At 71.7% G+C, this 21,202-nt stretch carries 22 protein-coding genes; 11 read left to right on the top strand and 11 right to left on the bottom strand.

Annotated features, from left to right (window positions below):
* Positions 1–68: 68 nt before the first annotated feature.
* Positions 69–1,175, top strand: coding sequence for a hypothetical protein (locus tag ABD205_RS01195; protein ID WP_344041559.1), 1,107 nt, complete (start codon positions 69–71; stop codon positions 1,173–1,175).
* Here ABD205_RS01195 and ABD205_RS01190 read toward each other — a convergent pair.
* The gene (locus ABD205_RS01190) at positions 1,150–2,307 is read right to left on the bottom strand and encodes a pyridoxal phosphate-dependent aminotransferase (RefSeq protein WP_344041557.1); all 1,158 of its coding nucleotides are present in this window, start codon (positions 2,305–2,307) and stop codon (positions 1,150–1,152) included. The two genes, ABD205_RS01195 and ABD205_RS01190, sit on opposite strands and share 26 nt — an antisense overlap.
* Before the next feature lie 17 nt (positions 2,308–2,324).
* Here ABD205_RS01190 and pyrE point away from each other — a divergent pair, with 17 nt between their 5' ends.
* Positions 2,325–2,855: an orotate phosphoribosyltransferase gene (gene pyrE, locus ABD205_RS01185; protein ID WP_344041555.1), complete on the top strand. Its 531-nt coding sequence runs from the start codon at positions 2,325–2,327 to the stop codon at positions 2,853–2,855.
* A gap of 6 nt (positions 2,856–2,861) precedes the next feature.
* On the opposite strand, the gene ABD205_RS01180 is transcribed toward pyrE, so the two are convergent.
* Positions 2,862–3,545 carry a DedA family protein gene (locus ABD205_RS01180; protein WP_344041553.1) on the bottom strand — a complete coding sequence of 228 codons (684 nt, stop codon included), beginning with the start codon at positions 3,543–3,545 and terminating at the stop codon, positions 2,862–2,864.
* 98 nt (positions 3,546–3,643) lie between these two features.
* On the opposite strand from ABD205_RS01180, the gene ABD205_RS01175 reads away from it, so the two are divergent.
* From ABD205_RS01175 to ABD205_RS01165, 3 genes are all read left to right on the top strand, one after another.
* The gene (locus ABD205_RS01175) at positions 3,644–4,291 is read left to right on the top strand and encodes a TrmH family RNA methyltransferase (RefSeq protein WP_344044439.1); all 648 of its coding nucleotides are present in this window, start codon (positions 3,644–3,646) and stop codon (positions 4,289–4,291) included.
* Positions 4,292–4,397: 106 nt separating this feature from the next.
* Positions 4,398–4,628: a ribbon-helix-helix domain-containing protein gene (locus tag ABD205_RS01170; protein WP_344041551.1), complete on the top strand. Its 231-nt coding sequence runs from the start codon at positions 4,398–4,400 to the stop codon at positions 4,626–4,628.
* Positions 4,615–4,962, top strand: coding sequence for a type II toxin-antitoxin system PemK/MazF family toxin (locus tag ABD205_RS01165; protein ID WP_344041549.1), 348 nt, complete (start codon positions 4,615–4,617; stop codon positions 4,960–4,962). Before ABD205_RS01170 ends, ABD205_RS01165 begins: the two co-directional genes overlap by 14 nt.
* Before the next feature lie 4 nt (positions 4,963–4,966).
* Here ABD205_RS01165 and ABD205_RS01160 read toward each other — a convergent pair whose 3' ends face one another.
* On the bottom strand, positions 4,967–5,659 hold the full coding sequence (locus tag ABD205_RS01160) for a nucleoside/nucleotide kinase family protein (RefSeq protein ID WP_344041547.1): 693 nt from the start codon (positions 5,657–5,659) through the stop codon (positions 4,967–4,969).
* Positions 5,660–5,760: 101 nt separating this feature from the next.
* Here ABD205_RS01160 and ABD205_RS01155 point away from each other — a divergent pair, with 101 nt between their 5' ends.
* Positions 5,761–7,710 (top strand): discoidin domain-containing protein, encoded by a 1,950-nt coding sequence (locus ABD205_RS01155; protein ID WP_344041545.1) that lies wholly within the window; start codon positions 5,761–5,763, stop codon positions 7,708–7,710.
* Between the two features lie 3 nt (positions 7,711–7,713).
* Here the strand turns inward: ABD205_RS01155 and ABD205_RS01150 are convergent, their stop codons facing one another.
* From ABD205_RS01150 to ABD205_RS01135, 4 genes are all read right to left on the bottom strand, one after another.
* The gene (locus ABD205_RS01150) at positions 7,714–8,586 is read right to left on the bottom strand and encodes a diacylglycerol/lipid kinase family protein (protein ID WP_344041543.1); all 873 of its coding nucleotides are present in this window, start codon (positions 8,584–8,586) and stop codon (positions 7,714–7,716) included.
* Positions 8,587–8,615: 29 nt separating this feature from the next.
* Complete coding sequence (locus tag ABD205_RS01145; RefSeq protein ID WP_344041541.1) at positions 8,616–9,107, bottom strand: SigE family RNA polymerase sigma factor; 492 nt, start codon at positions 9,105–9,107, stop codon at positions 8,616–8,618.
* Positions 9,104–9,712 (bottom strand): hypothetical protein, encoded by a 609-nt coding sequence (locus ABD205_RS01140; protein ID WP_344041539.1) that lies wholly within the window; start codon positions 9,710–9,712, stop codon positions 9,104–9,106. Before ABD205_RS01140 ends, ABD205_RS01145 begins: the two co-directional genes overlap by 4 nt.
* Before the next feature lie 95 nt (positions 9,713–9,807).
* The gene (locus tag ABD205_RS01135) at positions 9,808–10,545 is read right to left on the bottom strand and encodes a septum formation family protein (RefSeq protein WP_344041537.1); all 738 of its coding nucleotides are present in this window, start codon (positions 10,543–10,545) and stop codon (positions 9,808–9,810) included.
* A 212-nt stretch (positions 10,546–10,757) separates the two neighbouring features.
* On the opposite strand from ABD205_RS01135, the gene fbaA reads away from it, so the two are divergent.
* Complete coding sequence (gene fbaA, locus ABD205_RS01130; protein WP_344041535.1) at positions 10,758–11,789, top strand: class II fructose-bisphosphate aldolase; 1,032 nt, start codon at positions 10,758–10,760, stop codon at positions 11,787–11,789.
* Between the two features lie 63 nt (positions 11,790–11,852).
* Here fbaA and ABD205_RS01125 read toward each other — a convergent pair whose 3' ends face one another.
* Entirely contained in the window at positions 11,853–13,364 is a 1,512-nt protein-coding gene (locus ABD205_RS01125) for a DHA2 family efflux MFS transporter permease subunit (RefSeq protein WP_344041533.1), read from the bottom strand.
* Positions 13,365–13,400: 36 nt separating this feature from the next.
* Here ABD205_RS01125 and ABD205_RS01120 point away from each other — a divergent pair, with 36 nt between their 5' ends.
* A complete protein-coding gene (locus ABD205_RS01120) occupies positions 13,401–13,817 on the top strand; it encodes a DUF3151 domain-containing protein (RefSeq protein WP_344041531.1) in 417 nt (138 codons plus the stop codon).
* Between the two features lie 4 nt (positions 13,818–13,821).
* Here the strand turns inward: ABD205_RS01120 and ABD205_RS01115 are convergent, their stop codons facing one another.
* From ABD205_RS01115 to lysS, 3 genes are all read right to left on the bottom strand, one after another.
* Positions 13,822–14,298 carry a hypothetical protein gene (locus tag ABD205_RS01115; protein ID WP_344041529.1) on the bottom strand — a complete coding sequence of 159 codons (477 nt, stop codon included), beginning with the start codon at positions 14,296–14,298 and terminating at the stop codon, positions 13,822–13,824.
* 19 nt (positions 14,299–14,317) lie between these two features.
* Positions 14,318–14,836: a hypothetical protein gene (locus tag ABD205_RS01110; RefSeq protein WP_344041527.1), complete on the bottom strand. Its 519-nt coding sequence runs from the start codon at positions 14,834–14,836 to the stop codon at positions 14,318–14,320.
* A gap of 142 nt (positions 14,837–14,978) precedes the next feature.
* On the bottom strand, positions 14,979–16,661 hold the full coding sequence (gene lysS, locus ABD205_RS01105; protein ID WP_344041525.1) for a lysine--tRNA ligase: 1,683 nt from the start codon (positions 16,659–16,661) through the stop codon (positions 14,979–14,981).
* Positions 16,662–16,768: 107 nt separating this feature from the next.
* On the opposite strand from lysS, the gene ABD205_RS01100 reads away from it, so the two are divergent.
* The 3 genes from ABD205_RS01100 (at position 16,769) to ABD205_RS01090 (ending at position 21,106) form a co-directional block, all read left to right on the top strand.
* Entirely contained in the window at positions 16,769–17,743 is a 975-nt protein-coding gene (locus ABD205_RS01100; protein ID WP_344041523.1) for a LuxR C-terminal-related transcriptional regulator, read from the top strand.
* Positions 17,744–17,897: 154 nt separating this feature from the next.
* A complete protein-coding gene (locus ABD205_RS01095) occupies positions 17,898–19,181 on the top strand; it encodes an adenylosuccinate synthase (RefSeq protein ID WP_344041521.1) in 1,284 nt (427 codons plus the stop codon).
* Between the two features lie 38 nt (positions 19,182–19,219).
* Positions 19,220–21,106 (top strand): PAS domain S-box protein, encoded by a 1,887-nt coding sequence (locus ABD205_RS01090; protein ID WP_344041519.1) that lies wholly within the window; start codon positions 19,220–19,222, stop codon positions 21,104–21,106.
* Positions 21,107–21,202 lie beyond the last annotated feature (96 nt).

Below are 21,202 nucleotides of genomic sequence, written 5' to 3'. Positions count from 1 at the left end.
ACTCGGCGCCTCCTGACTGCGAGGATGCGCCGACTCGGCGTCAGCCTGTGACCGGCACAATGGCCCCCATGGAATCAGCGCTTCCCCGACCCCGCCAGGTCACGATCGCCGGCTGGATGATCGTGGCCGGGTCGGTGACTGTCGTGCTCACCGTGTTCCAGCAGATCGCGGGGCTGCACAGCATCGACACGCGGGAGACGGTGGAGCGCGTGCTCGCACAGCCACCGTTCGACGGCATCGGGATGAGCGTCGACCAGGTGCTCGAGGTCGTCCGTGTGCTGTCCATGATCGCGGCGGCCTGCGCCACGGCGACCGCGATCCTGGGCTGGCACGTGCTCCAGCGCTCGAAGTCCGCCCGGGTCGCGCTCAGCATCCTGGGCGTCCCGCTCCTCGTCACGGGGATCGGCATCGGCGGCGTCATGTCCACGACCGTCGCCGTCGCCATCGTGCTGCTGTGGCTGCAGCCGGCGCGGGACTGGTTCGACGGCCGCTGGAAGCCGGCGCCCGAGCAGCCGCGCACGCCGATCGCAGGCCGCGCGTCACCTCCGCACGAACCCACGCGCCAGCCGCAACCGCAGCAGCAGCCGCCACCGCGGCAGCAGCCTCAGCAGCCCCCGCCGTACGCCGGCTGGCCGCCGCCGGAGGGCGTCTGGCCGCCGCCCCAGAGCGCGTGGCCGCCGCCCACCACGCAGGCGACCCCGGTCCGTGTCGTGACGCGCAGGCCGCCGGCCGTCCTCGCCGCCTCGGTGCTGACCTGGGTCTGCTCGGTGCTCCTCGGCGGCCTCTTCGTCGTCGGCGCCGTCTGGCTCATCGCCTCGCCCGGCGCCCTCATGGACCAGATGACCCGGCAGAATCCCGAGCTCGTCCGCAACGGCACGATCACCGTCGGGCTGCTGCGCGCGATGCTCGGCGTGATGGCCGGCATGATCGTCCTGTGGGTCGCGGCGGCGTGCGTCCTGGCCTTCTTCGTGCTGCGCGGCGCCCGGTGGGCGCGGACCCTGCTGCTGGTCTCGAGCGGAGCCGCCGGACTGGGCCTGCTGCTGTGCACGCTGGTCAACCCCACGATGCTGGTGCCGCTGATCGGCGCGGTCGCGGTCTTCGCGCTGCTCATGCGCCGCGACGTGGGCGCCTGGTTCCTCAGCCGCGCCGTCAGCGGGCGAGACGGGCGGCGCTGAGCCGCTCGACGGCCTCGGTGAGCACCTCCGGCCGCTTGCAGAAGGTCCACCGCACCAGCTGTCGCCCCGCGTCCGGATGGTCGGCGTAGAACCCCTGCACGGGGATGGCGACGACTCCCGCCCGCTCGGGGAGCGCGAGGCAGAACGCCGTCGCGTCCTCCCAGCCCAGGTGCGTGATGTCGCTGATCGCGAAGTAGGTGCCGTCCGGCGTGCGCGCGGGCAGGCCCGCGTCGGCCAGCCCGGTGAGGAGCAGGTCGCGTCGCGCCTGCAGCGACGCGGCGAGCTCCTTCGGGTAGTCGGCGGCCGAGGTCAGGGCGTACGCCGCCGCCGGCTGCAGCGGTGCCCCCGACGTGAACGTCAGCCACTGCTTGGCCGACAGGAGGGCGCCGACGAGGGCGGCGGGGCCGGTCGCCCAGCCGACCTTCCAGCCGGTGAAGGAGTACGACTTGCCGATCGACGAGATGGTCAGCGTGCGCCCGGCCATCCCGGGCAGCGTCGCCACCGGTGTGTGCTCCACGCCGTAGGTCAGGTGCTCGTACACCTCGTCGGTGATCACCGTCAGGTCGTGCTCGATCGCGACGGCGGCGACGCCGCGCAGCTCGTCGGGGGAGAGCACGGTGCCGGTGGGGTTGTGCGGCGAGTTCAGCAGCACGAACCGGGTGCGCGGCGTGACCGCGGCACGCAGCTCGTCGAGGTCGAGGCGGAAGTCGGGCGCGCGCAGGGTCACCGGTCGTCGTACGGCGCCTGCCATCTGCAGCATCGCGACGTAGGAGTCGTAGTAGGGCTCGAGCACGACGACCTCGTCGCCGGGCTCGACGAGCCCGAGGATCGACGCGGCGATCGCCTCGGTGGCACCGGTCGTCACGACGACCTCGGTGTCCGGGTCCCACGCGAGCCCGTAGTGACGCCGCTGGTGCTCGGCGACCGCCTGGCGCAGAGCTGGTACGCCGGGCCCGGGGGCGTACTGGTTCGCGCCGCCCTGCAGCGCCGCGACCGCCTCGGCGATGACCTCCGGCGGCCCGTCCACGTCGGGGAAGCCCTGGCCGAGGTTGACCGACCCGGTCCTGGCCGCGAGGGCGGACATCGTCGTGAAGATGGTCGGCGGGATGCCCTGCAGGCGCGACACGGTCACGTCGCTAGGTTAGGGCCGTGACCACGGATGCCACGCTCGCTGCCGACATCGACGCCACCTGCCGCCTGCACGGGGAGTTCACGCTCCGCTCGGGCCAGGTCTCCGACACCTACTTCGACAAGTACCTCTTCGAGGCCCAGCCCGCGCTCCTGGACCGCGTCGCCGCGCGGATGGTCGACCTGCTCCCGGAGGGCACCGAGCTGCTCGGCGGCCTGGAGATGGGCGGCATCCCGATCGCCACGATGGTCAGCGCCAGGACCGGCATCCCGGTGATCTTCATCCGCAAGAAGGCCAAGGAGTACGGCACCGCCAAGCTCGCGGAGGGCCCCGACTTCGCCGGCAGGCGCGTGACCCTCATCGAGGACGTCATCACCTCCGGCGGCGCGGTGCGCGACGCCGTCAACGCGCTGCGGCCCGCGGGCGCGATCGTGGACACCGTGGTCTGCGCGATCGACCGGTCGCCGGCGCCGGGCGAGTCGCTGCGCGACGTCGACCTCGAGATCCGCTCGGTGCTCACCCGCGCCGAGCTGGACGCGGTCGGCTCCTGAGGGCGGTCAGCCGACCTGCTGCGGCGCCCGCTCCTTCTTCTTCTTGCGGCGCAGCTCGATGATGATCGGCAGGACCGTGATGAGCAGCAGTCCGATCGTCACGTAGTCGATGTTGTCGCCGAGCCACGGGAACGACCGGCCCAGGTAGAAGCCGAGCAGCGTGATGCTGGAGACCCACATGATGGCGCCCACGGCGCTCCAGACCATGAACTTCGCGCGGTTCATCTGCGTGACGCCGGCGACCAGCGTGATGAACGTGCGGACGAACGGCACGAAGCGGCCGATCACCAGCGCCTTGGACCCGTGCACCTCGAAGAAGTGGGACGTCTGCTCGAGGTACTCGCGCTTGAGCAGCCTGCCGTCGCGCTCGTAGATCCGCGGCCCGAGCTTGCGGCCGATCTCGTAGCCGGCGACGTTGCCCGCGAACGCGGCCACCGTGAACAGGATCACCGCGACCACCAGGTCGACGCCGTGTGCACCGGGGACGATGTCCACCCGGTCGGTGCCGATGAAGAGACCCATCGCGAAGAGCAGGGTGTCTCCGGGCAGGAACGGGAAGAACAGGCCGCACTCGACGAAGACGATCACGAGGCTGAGCCAGAACAGCGCGGAGCCGAACGTGCTGAGCAGCCAGGTGGGGTCCATCCACTTCATGCCGAGCAGGAGCGGCTGGATAAGGTCGAGATGCACGTGCTCACGGTACCTGGCCTACCCTCGTGCGCGTGCGTGAGTACGACGACACGGCGACGGCGGCCGACCCGGGGGCCGTGCGGGCGCCGTACGACCCCATGCCGCACGGGCCAGCCGAGGTCGGCGTCGGACCGTGGCAGGGGGAGTGGCCGGACGACCCGCGCTACGACTCCGAGCTGCTGGCCAACGGCGATCGGCGCAACGTCGTCGACCGCTACCGCTACTGGTCGATGGACGCGATCGTCGCCGATCTCGACGCCCGCAGGCACGGCTTCCACGTCGCCATCGAGAACTGGCAGCACGACTTCAACATCGGCACGATCGTGCGTACGGCGAACGCGTTCCTCGCCGCCGAGGTCCACATCGTCGGCAACCGCCGGTGGAACCGTCGCGGGGCCATGGTCACCGACCGCTACCAGCACGTCCGTCACCACGCGTCGGTGCCGGAGCTCGCCGCCTACCTGCACGAGCGGCCGGGTGGTCCGGTGCGGTTGCTCGGCATCGACAACCTGCCGGGCTCGCTGCACCTGGAGACGACCGAGGTGCCGCGCGACGTCTGCTTCCTGTTCGGGCAGGAGGGGCCGGGGCTCTCCGACGCCGCTCGTGAGGCGTGCGACGGCACGTTCTCCATCGCACAGTTCGGATCGACGCGGTCGATCAACGCCTCCTCGGCCGCCGCGATCGCGATGCACACGTGGATCCGGGAGCACGCCGACCTGTCGTCGGGGGAGGCCTGGCGCGGGTAGGTCGTGGGCGACCCATCGTCCACAGGTGTCCGCGGGGGCCTGGCGCGGGCGGTGCTGTCCCGCCGTGCTGGTCGCTACAGCGGTAGGAACGAGGTAGCATATGGGTATGAAGCTCAGTGTGAGCATCCCCGACGAGGACATCGAGTTCCTCGACGAGTACGGCCGACGTGGCGGCTTTCCTTCGCGATCGGCCGTGCTACAGCGCGCCGTACACCTGCTGCGCAACGAGGGCCTCGCGGACGACTACGCGGCGGCGATCGTCGAGTGGTCGGACTCGGACGACGGGCGGGCCTGGGACTCGACGAGCGGCGACGGCGTCATCCGTGCGCCGCGGTGAGATCCGGATGGTCGGGCTCGACCCGGCCGTCGGCTCAGAGGCGTCGAAGCAACGTCCGGCCGTCATCGTCAGCAACGATCGCCTGAACACGACGGCAGCCCGCCTCGGCCGCGGCGTCGTGACGGTGGTGCCCGTGACGTCGAACGTGACCCGCGTCTTCGCGTTCCAGGTGCTGCTTCCCGCCGCGGACACGGGCCTCCCGGTCGACTCCAAAGCCCAGGCTGAACAGGTCCGCTCGGTCGACGTGGCGCGGATCGGACGCCTCGCGGGCGAGGTGCCCTGGAGCTCGATGCGCGAGCTCGACGCCGCACTCCGGCTCCACCTCGACCTGTAGGTCCCTAGCGGAGGGTCGCGGGCCGGACGACGACGTCGGCAGCGGCCCGGGTCGCCTCGACGAGCAGGGCGTTCGCCTCGTCGACCCGCTCGACCCAGGCCCGAGCCGCCTCGGGGCTCTTGCCGAACCGGACGTGCCGTTCGACGAGACGCTCGACCCGGCCCGGCGGTGACTCCACGAACCAGATCTCGTCGACGAGCCGCCGGACCCGCTCCCAGCCGCCGGTGTCGAGCAGGAGGTAGTTGCCCTCCGTGACGACGATGCGTGCGGCAGGGGTGACCGCCAGGGCGGCCGAGATCGGCTGCTCGAGGGTGCGCTCGAAGCCGGGGGCGTAGACGGTCCGTCCGGGCTCGTCGTGGAGCCGGGCGAGCGTGGCGGCGTACCCGTCGACGTCGAACGTCTCGGGCGCGCCCTTGCGGTCGAGAAGCCCGAGGCGAGCCAGCTGGACGTCGGCCAGGTGGAAGCCGTCCATCGGGACGTGCGCCACCCACGAGGCGTCGGCGCCCGCCGGGGGCTGCTCGCGGAGACGATCGAGGAGCGCGTCGGTGAGGGTGGACTTGCCGGCGCCCGGCGCGCCCGCGATGCCGAGCACCGTGCGGCCCCTGCCCGCGAGCGACATCGCCCGCTCGAACGCGGCGTCCAGGCCCGACACGACCGCGGGCTGGTCTGGCTGGGCTGGCTGGGCTGGCTGGCGCATGGAGCGACATCCTGCCGTGCTCGAAGTGGTGTGAGTCACCGCATCGGGGGTACGTAGCCGGTGAAGGCCAGGTCAGCGTGGCCGGCCGGGGAGGTCTCGGGATGCACTCCACAGCACAACGCCTGCTCGTGGCGGGCGCGGCCCTGGCGACGGCGACCGCACTGGCCACCACGACGCCGACTGGCGCGGCGAGCGGGTCGCCCGCGCACGGGCGACCGTCCGGCTCGGTCTCGGTCTGGGTGACGACGCCCGACGGCGTCCAGCGGCTGGCACCCCAGGCGCCGGTGCGCTTCACCGACGGCGGCTCGACGCGCACGACGATCACGGTCGATCCGAGCCAGACCTACCAGCGCATGATCGGGTTCGGCGGCGCGCTCACGGACTCCTCGGCGTCGGTGCTCTACGAGCTCACTCCTGCCGCCCGCGAGCAGGCCATGCGGTCGCTGTTCGGCCGCGACGACGGCATCGGCGTCAGCTTCCTGCGACAGCCGATCGGGTCGTCGGACTTCACGGCGGCGAGCCAGCACTACACGTTCGACGACGTACCGGCCGGCGCGACCGACTTCGGCCTGAGGCACTTCAGCATCGCGCACGACCGGGCGCAGATCCTGCCGTTGCTGCGCGAGGCGAAGCGACTCAACCCGACGCTCGAGGTCGTGGCCTCGCCGTGGAGCCCGCCCGCCTGGATGAAGACGGGCGACTCCCTGGTCGGCGGTCGGCTGATCGACGACCTCCGTGTGTACGACGCCTATGCCCGCTACCTCGCCCGGTTCGTGCAGGCCTACACGCGGGCCGGCGTGCCGATCGACTACCTCACCGTGCAGAACGAGCCCCAGAACCGCGCGCCGAGCGGCTACCCCGGCACCGACATGCCGGTGCGCCAGGAGGCCGCCGTCATCGAGCGCCTCGGGCCGCTCCTGCAGCGGGTCAGCCCGCACACGAAGATCCTCGGCTTCGACCACAACTGGTCCGAGCACCCGAACGACGTCGCCAACACGCCGCCGGGGGAGGACCCGGAGACCGACTACCCCTATCGGCTGCTCCGGACGCCAGCTGCCCGCTGGGTGGCCGGCACGGCGTACCACTGCTACTCGGGCGACCCCAGCGCGCAGACCGCGCTGCACGACGCGTTCCCCCGCAAGGACATCTTCTTCACCGAGTGCTCCGGCTCGCACGGCGCGACCGACACCCCGGAGCAGTACTTCCGCGGGACCCTGACCTGGCACGCCCGCACCATCACGCTCGGCGTCACCCGCAACTGGGCGCGCACGATCAGCGACTGGAACCTCGTCCTCCACCACGACGGCGGCCCGCACCTCGGCGGCTGCGACACCTGCACCGGACTGCTCGACGTGCACCCGGACGGCACGGTCACGCGGAACGCCGAGTTCTACACCATCGGGCACCTGTCGAAGTTCGTCGACAAGGGCGCGGTCCGGATCGGCTCGACCTCGTTCGGCACGACGGGCTGGAACGGCCAGATCATGGACGTGGCGTTCCGCAACCCCGACGGCACGACCGTGCTGGTGGTGCACAACGAGAACGACGACCCGCGCTCGTTCGCGGTCGCGGTCGGCGACCGGACCTTCGAGTACACGCTGCCCGGTGGCGCTCTCGCCACCTTCACGTGGCCGCGGTCGGCGGTCGGTGACGGCTCGACGCTCCGGTCGGTGCCGCTCGCCGGAGCGACGGCGACGGCGACGTCGAACCCCGGCGACGCGGGCCTGGCGATCGACGCCGACGCCTCGACCCGCTGGTCCAGCGGGACGGCGCAGGCGCCCGGGCAGTCCGTCACGGTCGACCTGGGCCGGCGTACGACGTTGCGCCGCGTGGCGATCGACGCCGGCGACAACCTCGGCGACTATCCACGTGGCTGGACGGTGTCGGCGAGCGACGACGGCGCCACCTGGCGCGACCTCGCGAGCGGCACGGGCAGCGGTCAGCTGATCAACGCCGACGTGCCGCGCACCTCCGCGCGGTTCGTCAGGGTCACCCAGACCGGGTCGTCCGGGAGCTGGTGGAGTCTCGCGGATCTGCGCCTCTACCGCTGAGCATCAGCGGATCAGGGAGTACGCCGCCTGCTCGACGCGCCAGCGACGGGCGCGGTGCGGACCGGTGAGCTCGCCGTCGACGCTGCACCAGAACCGCTCACCCGTGACCTCGACGACGTCGCCGCGGAACGTGTGGACGTCCTCGCGCAGGTGGTGGCGGCCGACCAGCAGGCCGGCGGCGTAGGCGAAGCGTGCCCAGCCGGTCGCGGGCCGCGCGATCAGCACGTCGGCGTCGCCGTCGGTCGGGTCGGCGTCCGGCGTCAGCGCGGTGCCGCCGCCGACGTACACGCCGTTGCCGACGGCGACCTGGAGGACCCGGCCGTCGTGGACCTCGCGGCCGTCGACGACGACCTTCACGCGGACCGTCGGCGGGTTGAACGCGGTGATGAGCGCGCCGACGGCGTATCCGGCGCGTCCGAGCCGCTCCTTCCACCGCTCGGCGGCGCGGGCGGCGGCTGCCCCGGCGCCGGCGTGGACGCTGTTGACGACCACGCCGTCCTCGTCGTCCACGAGCAGGTCGAGCGGCTGCGGGCGGCCGGCGAGGATCGCGGCGGCGGCCTTCGTGGGCTCCAGCGGCACCTCGAGCACGCGCGCGAAGTCGTTGCCGGTGCCCAGCGGGACCAGTCCGAGTGTCGTGGACGCCAGCTCCCCCCGGGTGTGGAGCGCGTGGAGGACGGCGTGCAGGCTGCCGTCGCCGCCGGCCACGACGAGCACGCGACCGTCGAGCCGGTCGAGGATCGCGTCCAGGTCCTCGGGCGACCCGCTCTCGGCCGACTCGACGTCAGCGCCGCCGCTGCGGAGCTCGTCGAGGACTCGATCGAGGGTGGAGCCGTCCGTGTTCCCCGCCGCGGGCGAGGCCACCATCAGGTAGCGCATGCCGCGACAGTAACCAGGTGGACCCCGGATCAGGCCCGGTCGGCCGCCTCGAGTGCGGTCCGGAGGGTCGTGAGCCCGCGTGAGGAGTGGCTCTTCACGGTGCCCTCGCCGATGCCGAGCTCGCGGGCGGTCTCGGCCACCGACAGCTGCAGCCAGTGGCGCAGGACGATGACCTTCCGCTGCATCTCGGGGAGCCGCTGCAACGCCTCGAAGAGGGCGGCGCGCTCCCCGACCTCGCCGACGGACGCCTGTTCGGGCACGCGGACGGCCCTCTCGCGACGCCAGGGTCGCCGGGTCTCGTCGATCTGTGCCCGGACGAGGATCGTCCGGACGTAGGCGTCGAGGTCGACCGCCTCGCGCCGCACCCGGGGCCAGGCGACGTACAGCTTCACGAGAGCGGTCTGCAGGAGATCGTCGGCACGCGTCGGGTCGCCGCAGATCGCGTAGGCGACGCGCCGCAGGTGCGCTGAGCGCGCGGCCACGAACTCGGTGAACCCGGCGTCACGCTCGGCGACCTTCACAGCAGCCCCTCGCCGCTGCGGTACTTCGCCTGCGCCCACGAGATGAACTGGTCCAGTGACGTCCACTGGGCCGAGTCCGCCACGTTGATGAGCTGCGGGTCGCCCTGCTCGCGCGCCACGACGTACCAGATCGTGCCGTCGGCGGCACGCACCCGCGCGGCCGCCGTGCGCACACCCGGCCCGGCGAAGCGGGCGAACGTGACGTGCGCGCGCTGGCCCAGGATCTTGGCGCCGTGAGTGGCGACGAGCCCGTCGGGGCCCCAGGTCGCATATCTCGGTCCCACCACGACCTGGTCGGCGCCCTGCGGCGTCACGACCGCGGTGACCGGCGGTGTGGCGGTCGGCGGGGGTGGAGCCGATGCCGTGCTGGTGGGCTCAGCGGCGTACGGCGCGCCGGTCTGGCCGCTGCTGCCGGGACGGAGCGCGATCGTCAGGCCGACCACCGCGACGATCGCGACGGCCGCACCGGCGCCGGTGGCGACCTGCCGACGTCGCACCGCCCGGTGGCCCGCCGCGATGACGGCATCGGGCCGGGGGCCGCCGGGCGGTGCGCCGATGGCCCGCTCGAGCAGGTCCGCCCACGAGTCTTCCGTGATGTCCGGCATGGTGCCTCCTGGTGTCATGTCGCGGTGTCGACGACCTCGACGACACCGTCACCCCCCAGGACGAACCGCAGCCGGCATCGGTTGTCCCGCGACCCCTACTTCCGCGTCTTGTCGTAGCAGACGACGGCCCGGTCGCCGGCCGACCAGGAGATCGGCCCGGGCCACGTGGCGTAGCGCCAGCTCGACGGGCAGCGCCGGGACGCGAGGCGGAGGAACTGGTCGTCCGTCGGGTAGGCAGTGCTCGTCGGCGCGAGGAACGCGGAGATCGAGCGGAAGGCGTGCGCGCGCGAGCACGTCGTGGTGAGTCCGGCGCCCGTCAGGCAGCGGCGGACGCCGTCGGTCAGTCGTTGCGGGACGACCGGTCGGGCCAGCTTCTTCGGCAGCGGGACCAGGCGGCGACCGGCCTCCAGGCCGACGTCGCAGCGGATCCAGCGCGCACCGGCGGCGATCTGCTGCGGGGTCGGGGCGAAGAAGAAGAGGCCGTAGGCCGTCATCGCACGCTTGGTCGCGGTGCGACCGAGGGCCTTGTTGAAGGCGGGGTTGCACAGTCGGACGCCGAGCTCGGTGTGCTCCGCGTCGGAGAGGCCAGCCAGGCTCGTCGGCGACGTCTTGACGGCGATCGTGACCAGGTTGTGGCGCGCGCCGCAGCGCACCGGCTTCGTCGGGTCGGCCACGGCGGCCAGCTGCCCGGACGTCAGCTGGTGGCACTGCCCGACCTTGGGCGTGCCTGACGTCGCCGCATGCGCGGTCGAGGGGAGGCCGATCGTGACCGAGAGGACGGCGGCCAGCGTGGCGGCGAGGGCGACCAGGGCGGTGCGAGCCCGAGACAGCATGTTTTTACCTTTCGACGGGAGCTGGCACGGAGTGTCACACCTGTGCGCCTCCTGTGTCACCGACTTTCGCGAAGGAAGGGACCATCGGCCCCTGCGTGGCCGTTCTCACGAGCCTTGGATCGTGCCAATCGAGATGGGCGGTTACCGAGCGCTCGGCGCGGCCCTAGATTGGCCGGAGCCGACCTGCAGTCCCGCGTCAGGAGATCCCTCGCATGCCCATCGCCACCCCTGAGAAGTACGCCGAGATGCTGGCCACCGCCAAGCAGAGTGGCTTCGCCTTCCCTGCCATCAACGTGACCTCCTCGCAGACGCTCAACGCCGCGCTGGCCGGCTTCGCCGAGGCCGGCTCCGACGGCATCGTGCAGATCTCGACGGGCGGCGCGGAGTACCTCTCCGGCCCGACCATCAAGAACATGGTCGCCGGCTCGGTCGCGTTCGCGGCGTACGCCGCCGAGGTCGCCAAGTCGTACCCCGTCAACATCGCCCTCCACACCGACCACTGCCCCCAGGACAAGCTCGACGGCTTCGTACGTCCGCTCCTCGACCTGTCGGTGGAGCGCGTGGCTCGTGGTGAGGCGCCGCTCTTCCAGTCCCACATGTGGGACGGCTCGGCCGTGCCGCTCGACGAGAACCTCCGGATCGCCGAGGAGCTGCTCGCCAAGGCCGCTCAGGGCAAGGTCGTCCTCGAGATCGAGGTCGGCGTCGTCGGCGGTGAGGAGGACGGCATCGTCGGCGCGATCGACGAGAAGCTCTACTCGACGCCCGAGGACGCGATCGCCACGGCCGAGGCGCTCGGCCTCGGGGAGAAGGGCGTCTACCTGACCGCGCTCACGTTCGGCAACGTGCACGGCGTCTACAAGCCGGGCAACGTGAAGCTGCGCCCGGAGATCCTCCGCGAGGCGCAGGCCGCGGTCGCCGCCAAGCTCGGGCTGCCCGAGGGCGCGAAGCCGTTCAACCTGGTCTTCCACGGCGGCTCGGGCTCGTCCGCCGAGGAGATCGCCGCGGCGGTGTCGTACGGCGTCGTGAAGATGAACATCGACACCGACACGCAGTACGCCTTCACCCGCCCCGTGGCCGACCACATGCTCCGCAACTACGACGGTGTCCTCAAGGTCGACGGCGAGGTCGGCGACAAGAAGTCCTTCGACCCGCGCGCGTGGGGCAAGGCGGCCGAGGCCGGCATGGCCGCACGCGTCATCGAGGGCGCCCAGCACCTGGGCTCGGCCGGCAAGTCCATCGGCTGACCTCTCTCCGCAACGTCATACGCCCTGGCTGCCTCGGCAGCCAGGGCGTATGACGTCCCGGGGTCAGTGCTCGGAAGGGGCCGCTGACGCCGCCGGGGCGGGGGCGGGCGCTCCGCCGTAGCCGGCGTGCTTCGGTGCCTCGTAGAAGAGCACCGCGATGAAGCCGATGACGTAGAGGAACGTCGGCAGCAGCATCGACTCGCTCATCGCCTGGGAGAACAGCGAGGCGACGTGCTCGTCGGGGATCTGGGACGCGCCGGCGTCGCCGTGCACGCTCGCGCCGGGGAGAAGCGCCGCGAGCCGCGCCGACATCAGGACGGCGATGGCTGCCGAGCCGATCACCGAGCCGACCTGGCGGGTGGCGTTGTAGACGCCGGCGCCGGCGCCGGCGAACTGCATCGGCAGGTTGCGCGTGGCCGTCGCGGCGGTCGGAGCCCAGATGAAGGCGTTGCCGACACCGACGATCACCATCGCGATCGCGATCTCCCAGACGTGGGCGCTCGGGTCGAGCAGCAGCGCCAGCATCAGCATGCCGACGAAGCTGGCACCGAACCCGAAGCCCATGATGATGCGCGGGTGCACCCGGTCGGTCAGGTTGCCGACGAGCCTGGCCAGGACGATCGACATGATCGCCATCGGGAAGAGCAGCAGCGCGGCCTGGGTCGGGCTGTCGCCGCGCACGGCCTGGGCGTAGAGCATCAGCGGGTAGCCGAAGGACGCGGCGACGCCGCCCATCACCGAGATGGCGACGTTGGACACGGAGAAGTTGCGGTCCTTGAACAGGCCGAGCGGCACCAGCGGCTCGCGCTTGTTGCGCGCCTGCCACAGCACGAACAGCGCGAGCACGGCGATGCCGCCGACGATCATCGCGATGATCCAGGGCGCCCAGTGCTTGTCGTGGCCCTCCTGGATGCCGAAGGCGAGCAGGAACAGCCCGATGCCCGAGAGCGCGACGCCGAGCCAGTCGAAGGAGTGCTCGTGCGTCGGCAGGGCAGGCACCAGGCGCCAGGCCAGCACGAAGCCGAGGATGCCGACCGGGATGTTGATGAAGAAGATCCACTCCCAGCCGAGGCCGTCGGTGAGGACGCCGCCGAGGATCGGGCCGACGACCATCGCGACGCCGGCCGTCGCGCCCCACACCGCCATCGCCTTCCCGCGCTCGGCGGCGGGGAAGATCCGGGTGATGATCGCCATGGTCTGCGGCGTCATCATCGAGGCGCCGAGGCCCTGCACGACGCGGGCCACGATCAGCATCTCGATGGTGCCGGTCAGGCCGCACCAGAGCGAGGCGAGGGTGAAGACGCTGAGGCCCGCGAGGTAGAGGTACTTCGAGCCGAACCGGTCGCCGAGTCGGCCGGTGATCAGCACGGGCACCGCGTAGGCGAGCATGTAGGCGCTGGACACCCAGACGACCTGGTTGACGCTCGCGTTGAGCTTCTCGATGATGGTCGGCGTCGCGACCGTGACGATGGTCAGGTCGACCAGGATCATGAAGAAGCCGAGCACCAGCGCGAACAGCGCCGGCCACGGGCGCACGTCGGTCTGCGCCTGCTGCGGGGTGGTTGTCGAGGTCACCGGTTCAGTCAACACCAAGCCGGGGACAATGGCGCCATGACTATCCACCAGGACCTGATGGCCGGCCCGCCTCCCACGCTGCTCCCCGAGGACCCGGCTGCCGCGGAGCTGACCCCGGACGCGGACGTCAAGGCCGTCGTACGCCGCCATCCCGCCTCGCCGATCGCGTGGGGCACCCTCGCGTCGCTGGCCGCCTCGCACGGTGAGGACCCCGTGACGGTCTACGCCTACTCGCGGGTCGGCTACCACCGGTCGCTGGACATGCTGCGCCGCAACGGCTGGAAGGGGCACGGCCCGGTCCCGTGGGAGCACGAGCCCAACCGCGGCTTCCTCACCTGCCTGGCGATCCTCGCGGAGTCGGCGAAGGCGATCGGCGAGGACGAGGAGTACGAGCGCTGCGCGACCTTCCTGCGCGACAGCAGCCAGACCGCCTACGACACACTCCTGGGGTGAACCGCTACGGGCTGTAGTCGGTCCAGGTGATCGCCCACTCGACGCCGGGGTCGGCGACGACGTGGTACGCCGCGTGGCGCCCCTCTCCGACGTAGCGCATGCGCGAGGTGTAGCCGGTGCACGGAACGGGCGTCTCGGACCCGTCCGACGACACGACGGTCATCTCGGTGCCGCCCGCGCAGTCGGCGTAGAACATGAAGCTCCCGTCGGTCTCGAGCCGCTGGGGGCGCGACATGGTGCCGGAGCCCGAGTTCTTCGCGAGGACCGCGTTCGCGGGATCGATCTCGGGCGCAGCGAGCGTCGAGCCGGACGTGGTGGGGTCGGGCACCCCTGGCGATGGCGCCGCCGACGTCGGCGTCGGCCGCGTCGTGGGTGTCACGTCGGCCGGAGCCGGCTGCGACTCGGAGTCTGAGTCGCAGCCGGCGCCGACGAGCGCGATCACGGTCCCCAGCAGGAGGGCGACAGGGATCGAGGACTTCACGTGATCAGCCCTGCGCTTCCTAGATCGACTTCTGGCGGTACTGCCACATCACGGCGCTCGGCGCACGCACGGTGAAGCTCACCGGCGTGATCGCGTGCTGCCCGGACGAGCCGGTCTTGCGCACCGAGCCGACGTACGTGTAGACGCCGCGGTCGCAGTAGAGGACCGTGTGCGCGGGCACGGTCTTCTCGACCGTGGTGCCGCGCGTGACCGACACGCTGGCCGTGATCGACGCCGACACGGAGGCGTCCATGTGCGCGATCACCCACGCCTTGACGCCGGCGCTGACCGTGGTCGAGACCGTGGCCGAGTAGCCGACCGTCTGCGTGACCGTGCAGGTGAGCTTGGCAGGCTGGCCGGTCGGGTTCCGGACACCGTCGGTGAAGAGCGTCCGGAACGTCGACTGCTTGGTGGACAGCAGCTGGTAGCAGGTGGTGGTGGTGCCGCTGCTCCAGCACCTGGCCGTCGCCGCCTCCGCGGCTCCGGAGTGGGCGATGACGCCCATGGCGAGCAGAGGCGCGACGAGCGCGCACGTCAAGAACCTTCTGAACAACTCGTTCCCCCGAGATTCGTCGGCCGGGAGGGGTCCTCCCGGACAGCATCATTGGACGGCCCAATGAATTGGGGATCAAGGTAAACGACGTCCCCGATCGGGGCAAGAGGTGGCTCTTGCCTGACCGCTAGGCCGGCGTGAGCAGCGACCGGACGGTCTCAGGGCCCAGCGCCAGGAAGAGCGTGGGCAGCCGCGGGCCGCGGTCGGCGTCGACCAGCAGGTTGTAGAGCAGCTTGAAGAACGCCTTCTGGTCGGCCTTCACCTCGTCGGTCGGCGCGTCGTCGAGCGAGAGGCCGCGGGTCAGCTTGGGCACCCCGTAGATGAGCGAGGTGACCGGCTCGAGCTCGAAGGACGCCGGCAGCTCGGCGAGCAGCGTCCGGAGCCAGGCCGCCTCCTCCTCGGTCAGCGAGGACAGCCGCGACGACGGCGTCGTGCGCACGGTGGTGCGGTCCGCCTCGCCGACGTACTCGGTCATCCACGTCGCCGCCTTCGACAGCCGCGGCTCGAGGTCGGCCACGCCGTCGTGGGCGAAGCCCGACTCGGTGACGACCCGCGAGATCAGCTCGTGCGAGCCCGCGGTCACGTCGGCCACCGAGGACAGGAGGCGGAACGGCACCGTCACCTCGGGGCGCGGCAGCACGCCCGCGGTCGCCGTGGCGACGGCCCGCTCGTAGGCGAGAACCTGTGCGTCGCGCTTCGCCGGGTCGGCGGCCTTCTTGGTGAGCGCGTCCCACTCGTCGTAGAGCCGCACCACCTCCGGCCCGAAGTCGATGTTGAAGGCCTGCTTCGGCTGGCGGCGCACGTAGAGCCAGCGCAGCATCGGCGCCTCGAGGACGCGCAGCGCGTCGGCCGCGGTCGGCACGCCCCCGGCCGACGACGACATCTTCTGCATGCCGGCGAAGCCCACGAACGCGTAGGCGACGTACGACGGCGCGCGGCCGCCGAAGATCTCCTTCACCAGCTCCTTGCCGACCGTGTACGACGAGCCCGGCGTCGAGTGGTCCAGGCCGCCGGGCTCGAAGTCGACGCCCTCGAAGGCCCAGCGCATCGGCCAGTCGACCTTCCAGACGAGCTTGCCCTCGTCCTGGGTGGCCAGGTTGGTCACGCCGTCGAACGAGCAGGCGTTGCAGTGGTAGGCGAGGTCGGTCGTCTCGTCGTCGTACGCCGTGATGGTGGTCGTGTCGCGACCGCAGTCGCGGCAGTAGGGCTTGAACGGGAATCGCCCCAGGTCTCCCGCTGCGACGTCCTCGTCCTCCTCGGCGACGGAGTCGGCCAGCGCCTCCGCCTCCTGGGCCGACTCGACCACGGGCGCGGCGGCCTTCGTGCGGTAGCGCGCGAGCACCGCGTCGATGCGGTCGCGGTTGCGTACCGCGTGCAGCACCTGCTCGCGGTAGGCGCCGGCCCGGTACTGCTCGGTCTGGCTGATCTCGTCGATCTCGACGCCCATCGCGGCCAGCGCGTCCTGCAGCGGCGCCTTGTAGTGCGCGGCCCACGAGTCGTGGCACTCCCACGGGTCGGGGACGGCCGTCAGGGGCCGGCCGATGTGCGTCGCCCACTCAGCGGGTACGCCGGCCGGCACCTTGCGGAACCGGTCGTAGTCGTCCCAGCTGTGCAGGTGTCGCACCGGCACCCCGCGGCGGCGCAGCTCCTCCGCGACGAAGTGCGGGGTCAGGAACTCGCGCAGGTTGCCCAGGTGGATCGGCCCCGAGGGGCTGGCGCCGGAGGCGACCGTGACGGAGTTCCCGGGGCCGGCGTGGCGCACGGCGTCGTCCGCGGCGCGGGTCACCCAGTCGGTGGGTTCGGTGGACATGCTGCTCCTGCGCTCGTGGAGTCCGGGGATCGGCGTCCCACGCTAGCGGACGGCGTACCTGGCTCCGTCCCCGGCCGGAGAGCGCCAGTGGCACTAAAATGCCACCCATGCCCCATGAGGACTCGCTGATGAGCGCGCTGGGCCTCAGCCAGTCGTCGGGCCGGCTCTACGAGCGACTCGTGCACCAGTCGGGCGAGGGCCTCGTCGAGCTCGCCGAGGACTTCGAGCTGTCGGTCGACTCGCTGCTCGACAGGCTCCAGCCGCTCATCGACTACGGCGTCGTCACGATCGTCGGACAGCGGGTGGACGTCACGCCGCCCGCCGAGGCCGTGAGCCGCCTGATCAGCGACACGGCCCGCAGCGCGGCGCGGGCACACCAGCGGCTCCAGGAGATCGCGGCTGCCCTGCCCTTCATCGCGGGCTCGGGCGGCCGTGCCCCGGAGCGTGCCGACGGGGCCGAGCCGCTCGACGGCGAGCTGGTCCTGGGCAACCTCGGGCCCGAGGAGCTGCGGTCCCTCATCAGGCAGACCACGGGCGACATCCTGCTGCTGCGGCCCGACCAGTGGACGCTGCCCTACGAGGACGAGCTGTCCGAGCCGATCGCGGAGGCTGTGGCCGCGGGCCGCCGTTGCCGGGCCGTCTACCCGGTCCGGGTGCTGAGCGAGGCGCCGGGGGTGATCCGGCACCGCGCCGGCATCGGCGAGGAGATCCGCCTCCTGCCCGAGCTGCCCACGAGGTTGATCGTGCTCGCGACCACCCACGCGACGCTGCCCGAGCCGCTCGGGCTCACGTCCTCGCCGCGGGTCATGGTGCGCCAGCGCGGCATCGTCGAGCTCGCGACCCTCTACTTCGAGCACCTCTGGACCGAGGCCGCGCCCCTCGACGACCCCGGAGCATCCGCCGACCAGCGGCGCTTCCTGCTCGAGCAGCTCGCCACAGGCGCGCAGGACGAGCAGATCGCGCGCCGCCTCGGCCTGTCGCTGCGCACGGTGCGCCGCAGGGTCGCGGAGCTGATGGCCGAGCTCGGCGCGACCTCGCGATTCCAGGCCGGCGTCGAGGCCACCCGTCGGGGCTGGCTGTGAGCCGCGGTTGGCCCCGGACGGCCCGCTCCTCTAATCTTTGGGCGCAAGAGCCCCGGTGTCTTGCCGGGGCTTCTTGCATTCTGTTGTGACAACCAGGTGCGTTGAGCAGCCGCTGAGAGGCGGAGGGACTCCGTCCATCGCGAAGGAGTGAGAGATGCCCGCGATCGCCATCATCGGAGCCCAGTGGGGTGACGAGGGGAAGGGCAAGGCCACCGACCTGCTCGGCAGCTCGGTCGACTACGTCGTCAAGTTCAACGGCGGCAACAACGCCGGCCACACCGTCGTCATCGGCAGCGAGAAGTACGCCCTCCACCTGCTCCCGTCAGGCATCCTGACGCCGGGCTGCACGCCGGTCATCGGCAACGGCGTCGTCGTCGACCTGGCCGTCCTCTTCGAGGAGATCGACGGCCTCGAGGAGCGCGGCATCGACACCTCGGCCCTCAAGATCAGCGCCAGCGCCCACGTGATCGCCGAGTACAACCGGCAGATCGACAAGGTGACCGAGCGCTTCCTCGGCTCGCGGCGCATCGGCACGACCGGCCGGGGCATCGGGCCGACGTACGCCGACAAGATGAACCGGATCGGCATCCGCATCCAGGACCTCTTCGACGAGAAGATCCTGCGCAGCAAGGTCGAAGGCGCCCTCGAGCTGAAGAACCAGGTCCTCACCAAGGTCTACAACCGACGCGGGTTCACCGTCGACGCGATCGTCGAGGACCTCCTGCAGTACGCCGACCGCCTCGCGCCGTACGTCTGCGACACCGGGCTGCTGCTCCACGAGGCCCTCGAGCGCGGCGAGACGGTCCTGCTCGAGGCCGGTCAGGCCACGCTGCTCGACGTCGACCACGGCACCTACCCGTTCGTCACGTCCAGCAGCGCGACCGCCGGCGGCGCGTGCACCGGCTCGGGCATCGCACCGGCGCGGCTGACCCAGGTGATCGGCATCGTGAAGGCGTACACGACGCGCGTCGGGGAGGGTCCGTTCCCGACCGAGCTGGTCGACGACAACGGCGAGTTCCTCCGCAAGGCGGGCTGGGAGTTCGGCACCACCACCGGTCGCCCGCGCCGCTGCGGTTGGTTCGACGCGGTGATCGCGCGCTACGCCGCGCGGGTCAACGGCGTGACCGACTTCGTGCTCACCAAGCTCGACGTGCTGACCGGCCTCGAGCAGGTCCCGGTCTGCGTGGCGTACGACGTCGACGGCGTGCGTCACGACGAGATGCCGGTCAACCAGACCGACTTCCACCACGCCGTCCCGATCTACGAGCTCCTCCCCGGCTGGTCGGAGGACATCTCCGGGGCGCGGACGTTCGAGGACCTGCCGGCCAACGCGCAGGCCTACGTCAAGCGCGTCGAGGAGCTGTCCGGGGCGCGCATGTCCGTGGTCGGCGTCGGACCCGCGCGCGACGAGAGCGTGATCGTCCACGCGCTGGTGTGACGCATGAGTCAGGCGGGTCCTGGTTACCGGCGGAAGTTGTGACGGACACCAGCGGGGACGGCCGTGAGCTCGGTCGACGGCCGACCCTGGTGATCGTCGACGACTCCGACGAGGTCCGCTCCATCGTCCGCGCGGTGCTGGAGTCCTCGGGCCTCTTCGAGGTCGTCGGCGAGGGCGCGGACGGGGCCGAGGCGATCGCGCACGCCTACCGGCTGCAGCCCGACCTGCTGCTGCTCGACACCTCCATGCCGACCATGGACGGCCTGGAGGCGCTGCCCGCGATCCTGACCCTCTCGCCGCAGACCCGCGTCGTGATCTACACCGGCTTCGAGGAGCGCGGGCTGGCCGACCGGGCCCGCGAGTACGGCGCCGCCGACTTCATCGAGAAGTCGATCCCGATCCGTGACCTGCCCGACCGGCTGTGGCGGGTGGTCGGAGGCACCGAGCCGGCACCGTCGTCCCCGCCGTCGCGCTCGGCGCTCCGCGTCGTGGGGGACGCCGACCAGCACGCCCCCCACGTCGCCGCCGAGCAGCAGGTGCTCGACGAGCACCTCGAGCGCTTCCGCGAGGTCTTCGAGCAGGCGGCGATCGGCATGGCGACGCTGACGCTCAACGGCAGCGTCGTACGGGCCAACAACGCGCTCGCCGCGATGATGGACTGCGACGCCGTGGAGCTCGTCGGTGTGGACTACGGCGTGCTGATGCGAGGTCACGGCGACCTGCTCGACGACGGGCTCGCCTCGGTCGTCGAGCTCGGCCGTGACCTGGTCAGCTTCGAGCACCCGCTGCCGGTCGGCAGCGACCCGGGCACGGTCAGGGTGACTCTGGCGCCGGTGAGGGACTCCAAGGCCCAGCCGCTCTACGTCTTCGCGCAGGTCGAGGACATCAGCGCCCAGCGCCGTGCCGAGGACGAGCTGCGGCGCAGCGAGGAGCGGTTCCGCCTGCTCGTGACCGCGGTCCGCGACTACGCCATCTTCATGCTCGACCCGTCGGGCCACGTGATGAGCTGGAACGCGGGGGCCCGCCGGATCAAGCAGTACACCGCCCGCGACATCATCGGCCAGCACTTCCGGGTCTTCTACCCGCCCGAGGACCAGGCCGCCCTGCACCCCGAGCACAACCTCGAGGTCGCGCTGCGCGAGGGCTCGTACGCCGAGGAGGGCTGGCGGGTACGCCGCGACGGCACCCGGTTCTGGGCGAGCGTCGTCATCACGGCGGTGCACGACGCGACGGGTCGTCACATCGGCTTCACGAAGGTGACCCGCGACCAGACCGAGCAGCAGCAGGCGACGGAGCAGCGCGCCCACCTGCTCGCGGTGACCGCCCACGAGCTCCGCTCTCCGGCGGCCGCGATCGATGGGGCGGCCTCGCTCCTCGCCGAGGGGTGGGACCGGCTCGACGACGCCCGGCGTACCCGTCTGCTGGGCGCCATCTCCGCCAGCGCGCACCGGCTGCACCGGCTGGCCACGGACCTGAGCACGGCCGCCCGTCTGCAGTCGGACACGCTCGCCCTGGAGCGCGAGGACGTGTCGCTGGCGCGGCTCCTGTCCTCGGCCGTCGAGCGGGCCCAGGCCGCCGACCCGAGCGTCGATGTCGACGTCGCGGCCGACGACGTGACGTTCAGCGGTGACCCGGCACGTCTGGGCCAGGCGATCGACAACCTGCTCGACAACGCCGTGCGGCACGGGCGGACGCCGGTCGCGGTGTCGGGGACGGCGACCGACGGCAGGGTGCGCATCTCGGTCCACGACGCGGGCGGCGGGGTCACCGACGAGCTGGCTCGACGGCTGTTCGAGCGCTTCGCCGCCGGGTCCGACGGGGGGACGGGGCTCGGCCTCTACCTCGTGCGCGAGATCGCCCGGCGCCACGGTGGCGAGGCGTCGTACGAGGATCCCGCGACGTTCGTCATCGACCTCCCGAGCTGACGTGCGGGCTGCCTTCCGGGCGCGCCACGTTTTACCTGTCCCCGCCTTGGGCAACTGAAGAGTGCCGTGCGTCCTGCCCCGCGGTGGGGCGTGGGT

It is taken from the genome of Nocardioides panacihumi (assembly GCF_039530925.1).
Classification (GTDB): domain Bacteria; phylum Actinomycetota; class Actinomycetes; order Propionibacteriales; family Nocardioidaceae; genus Nocardioides; species Nocardioides panacihumi.
This window is presented reverse-complemented; position numbering and strand designations above follow the sequence as displayed.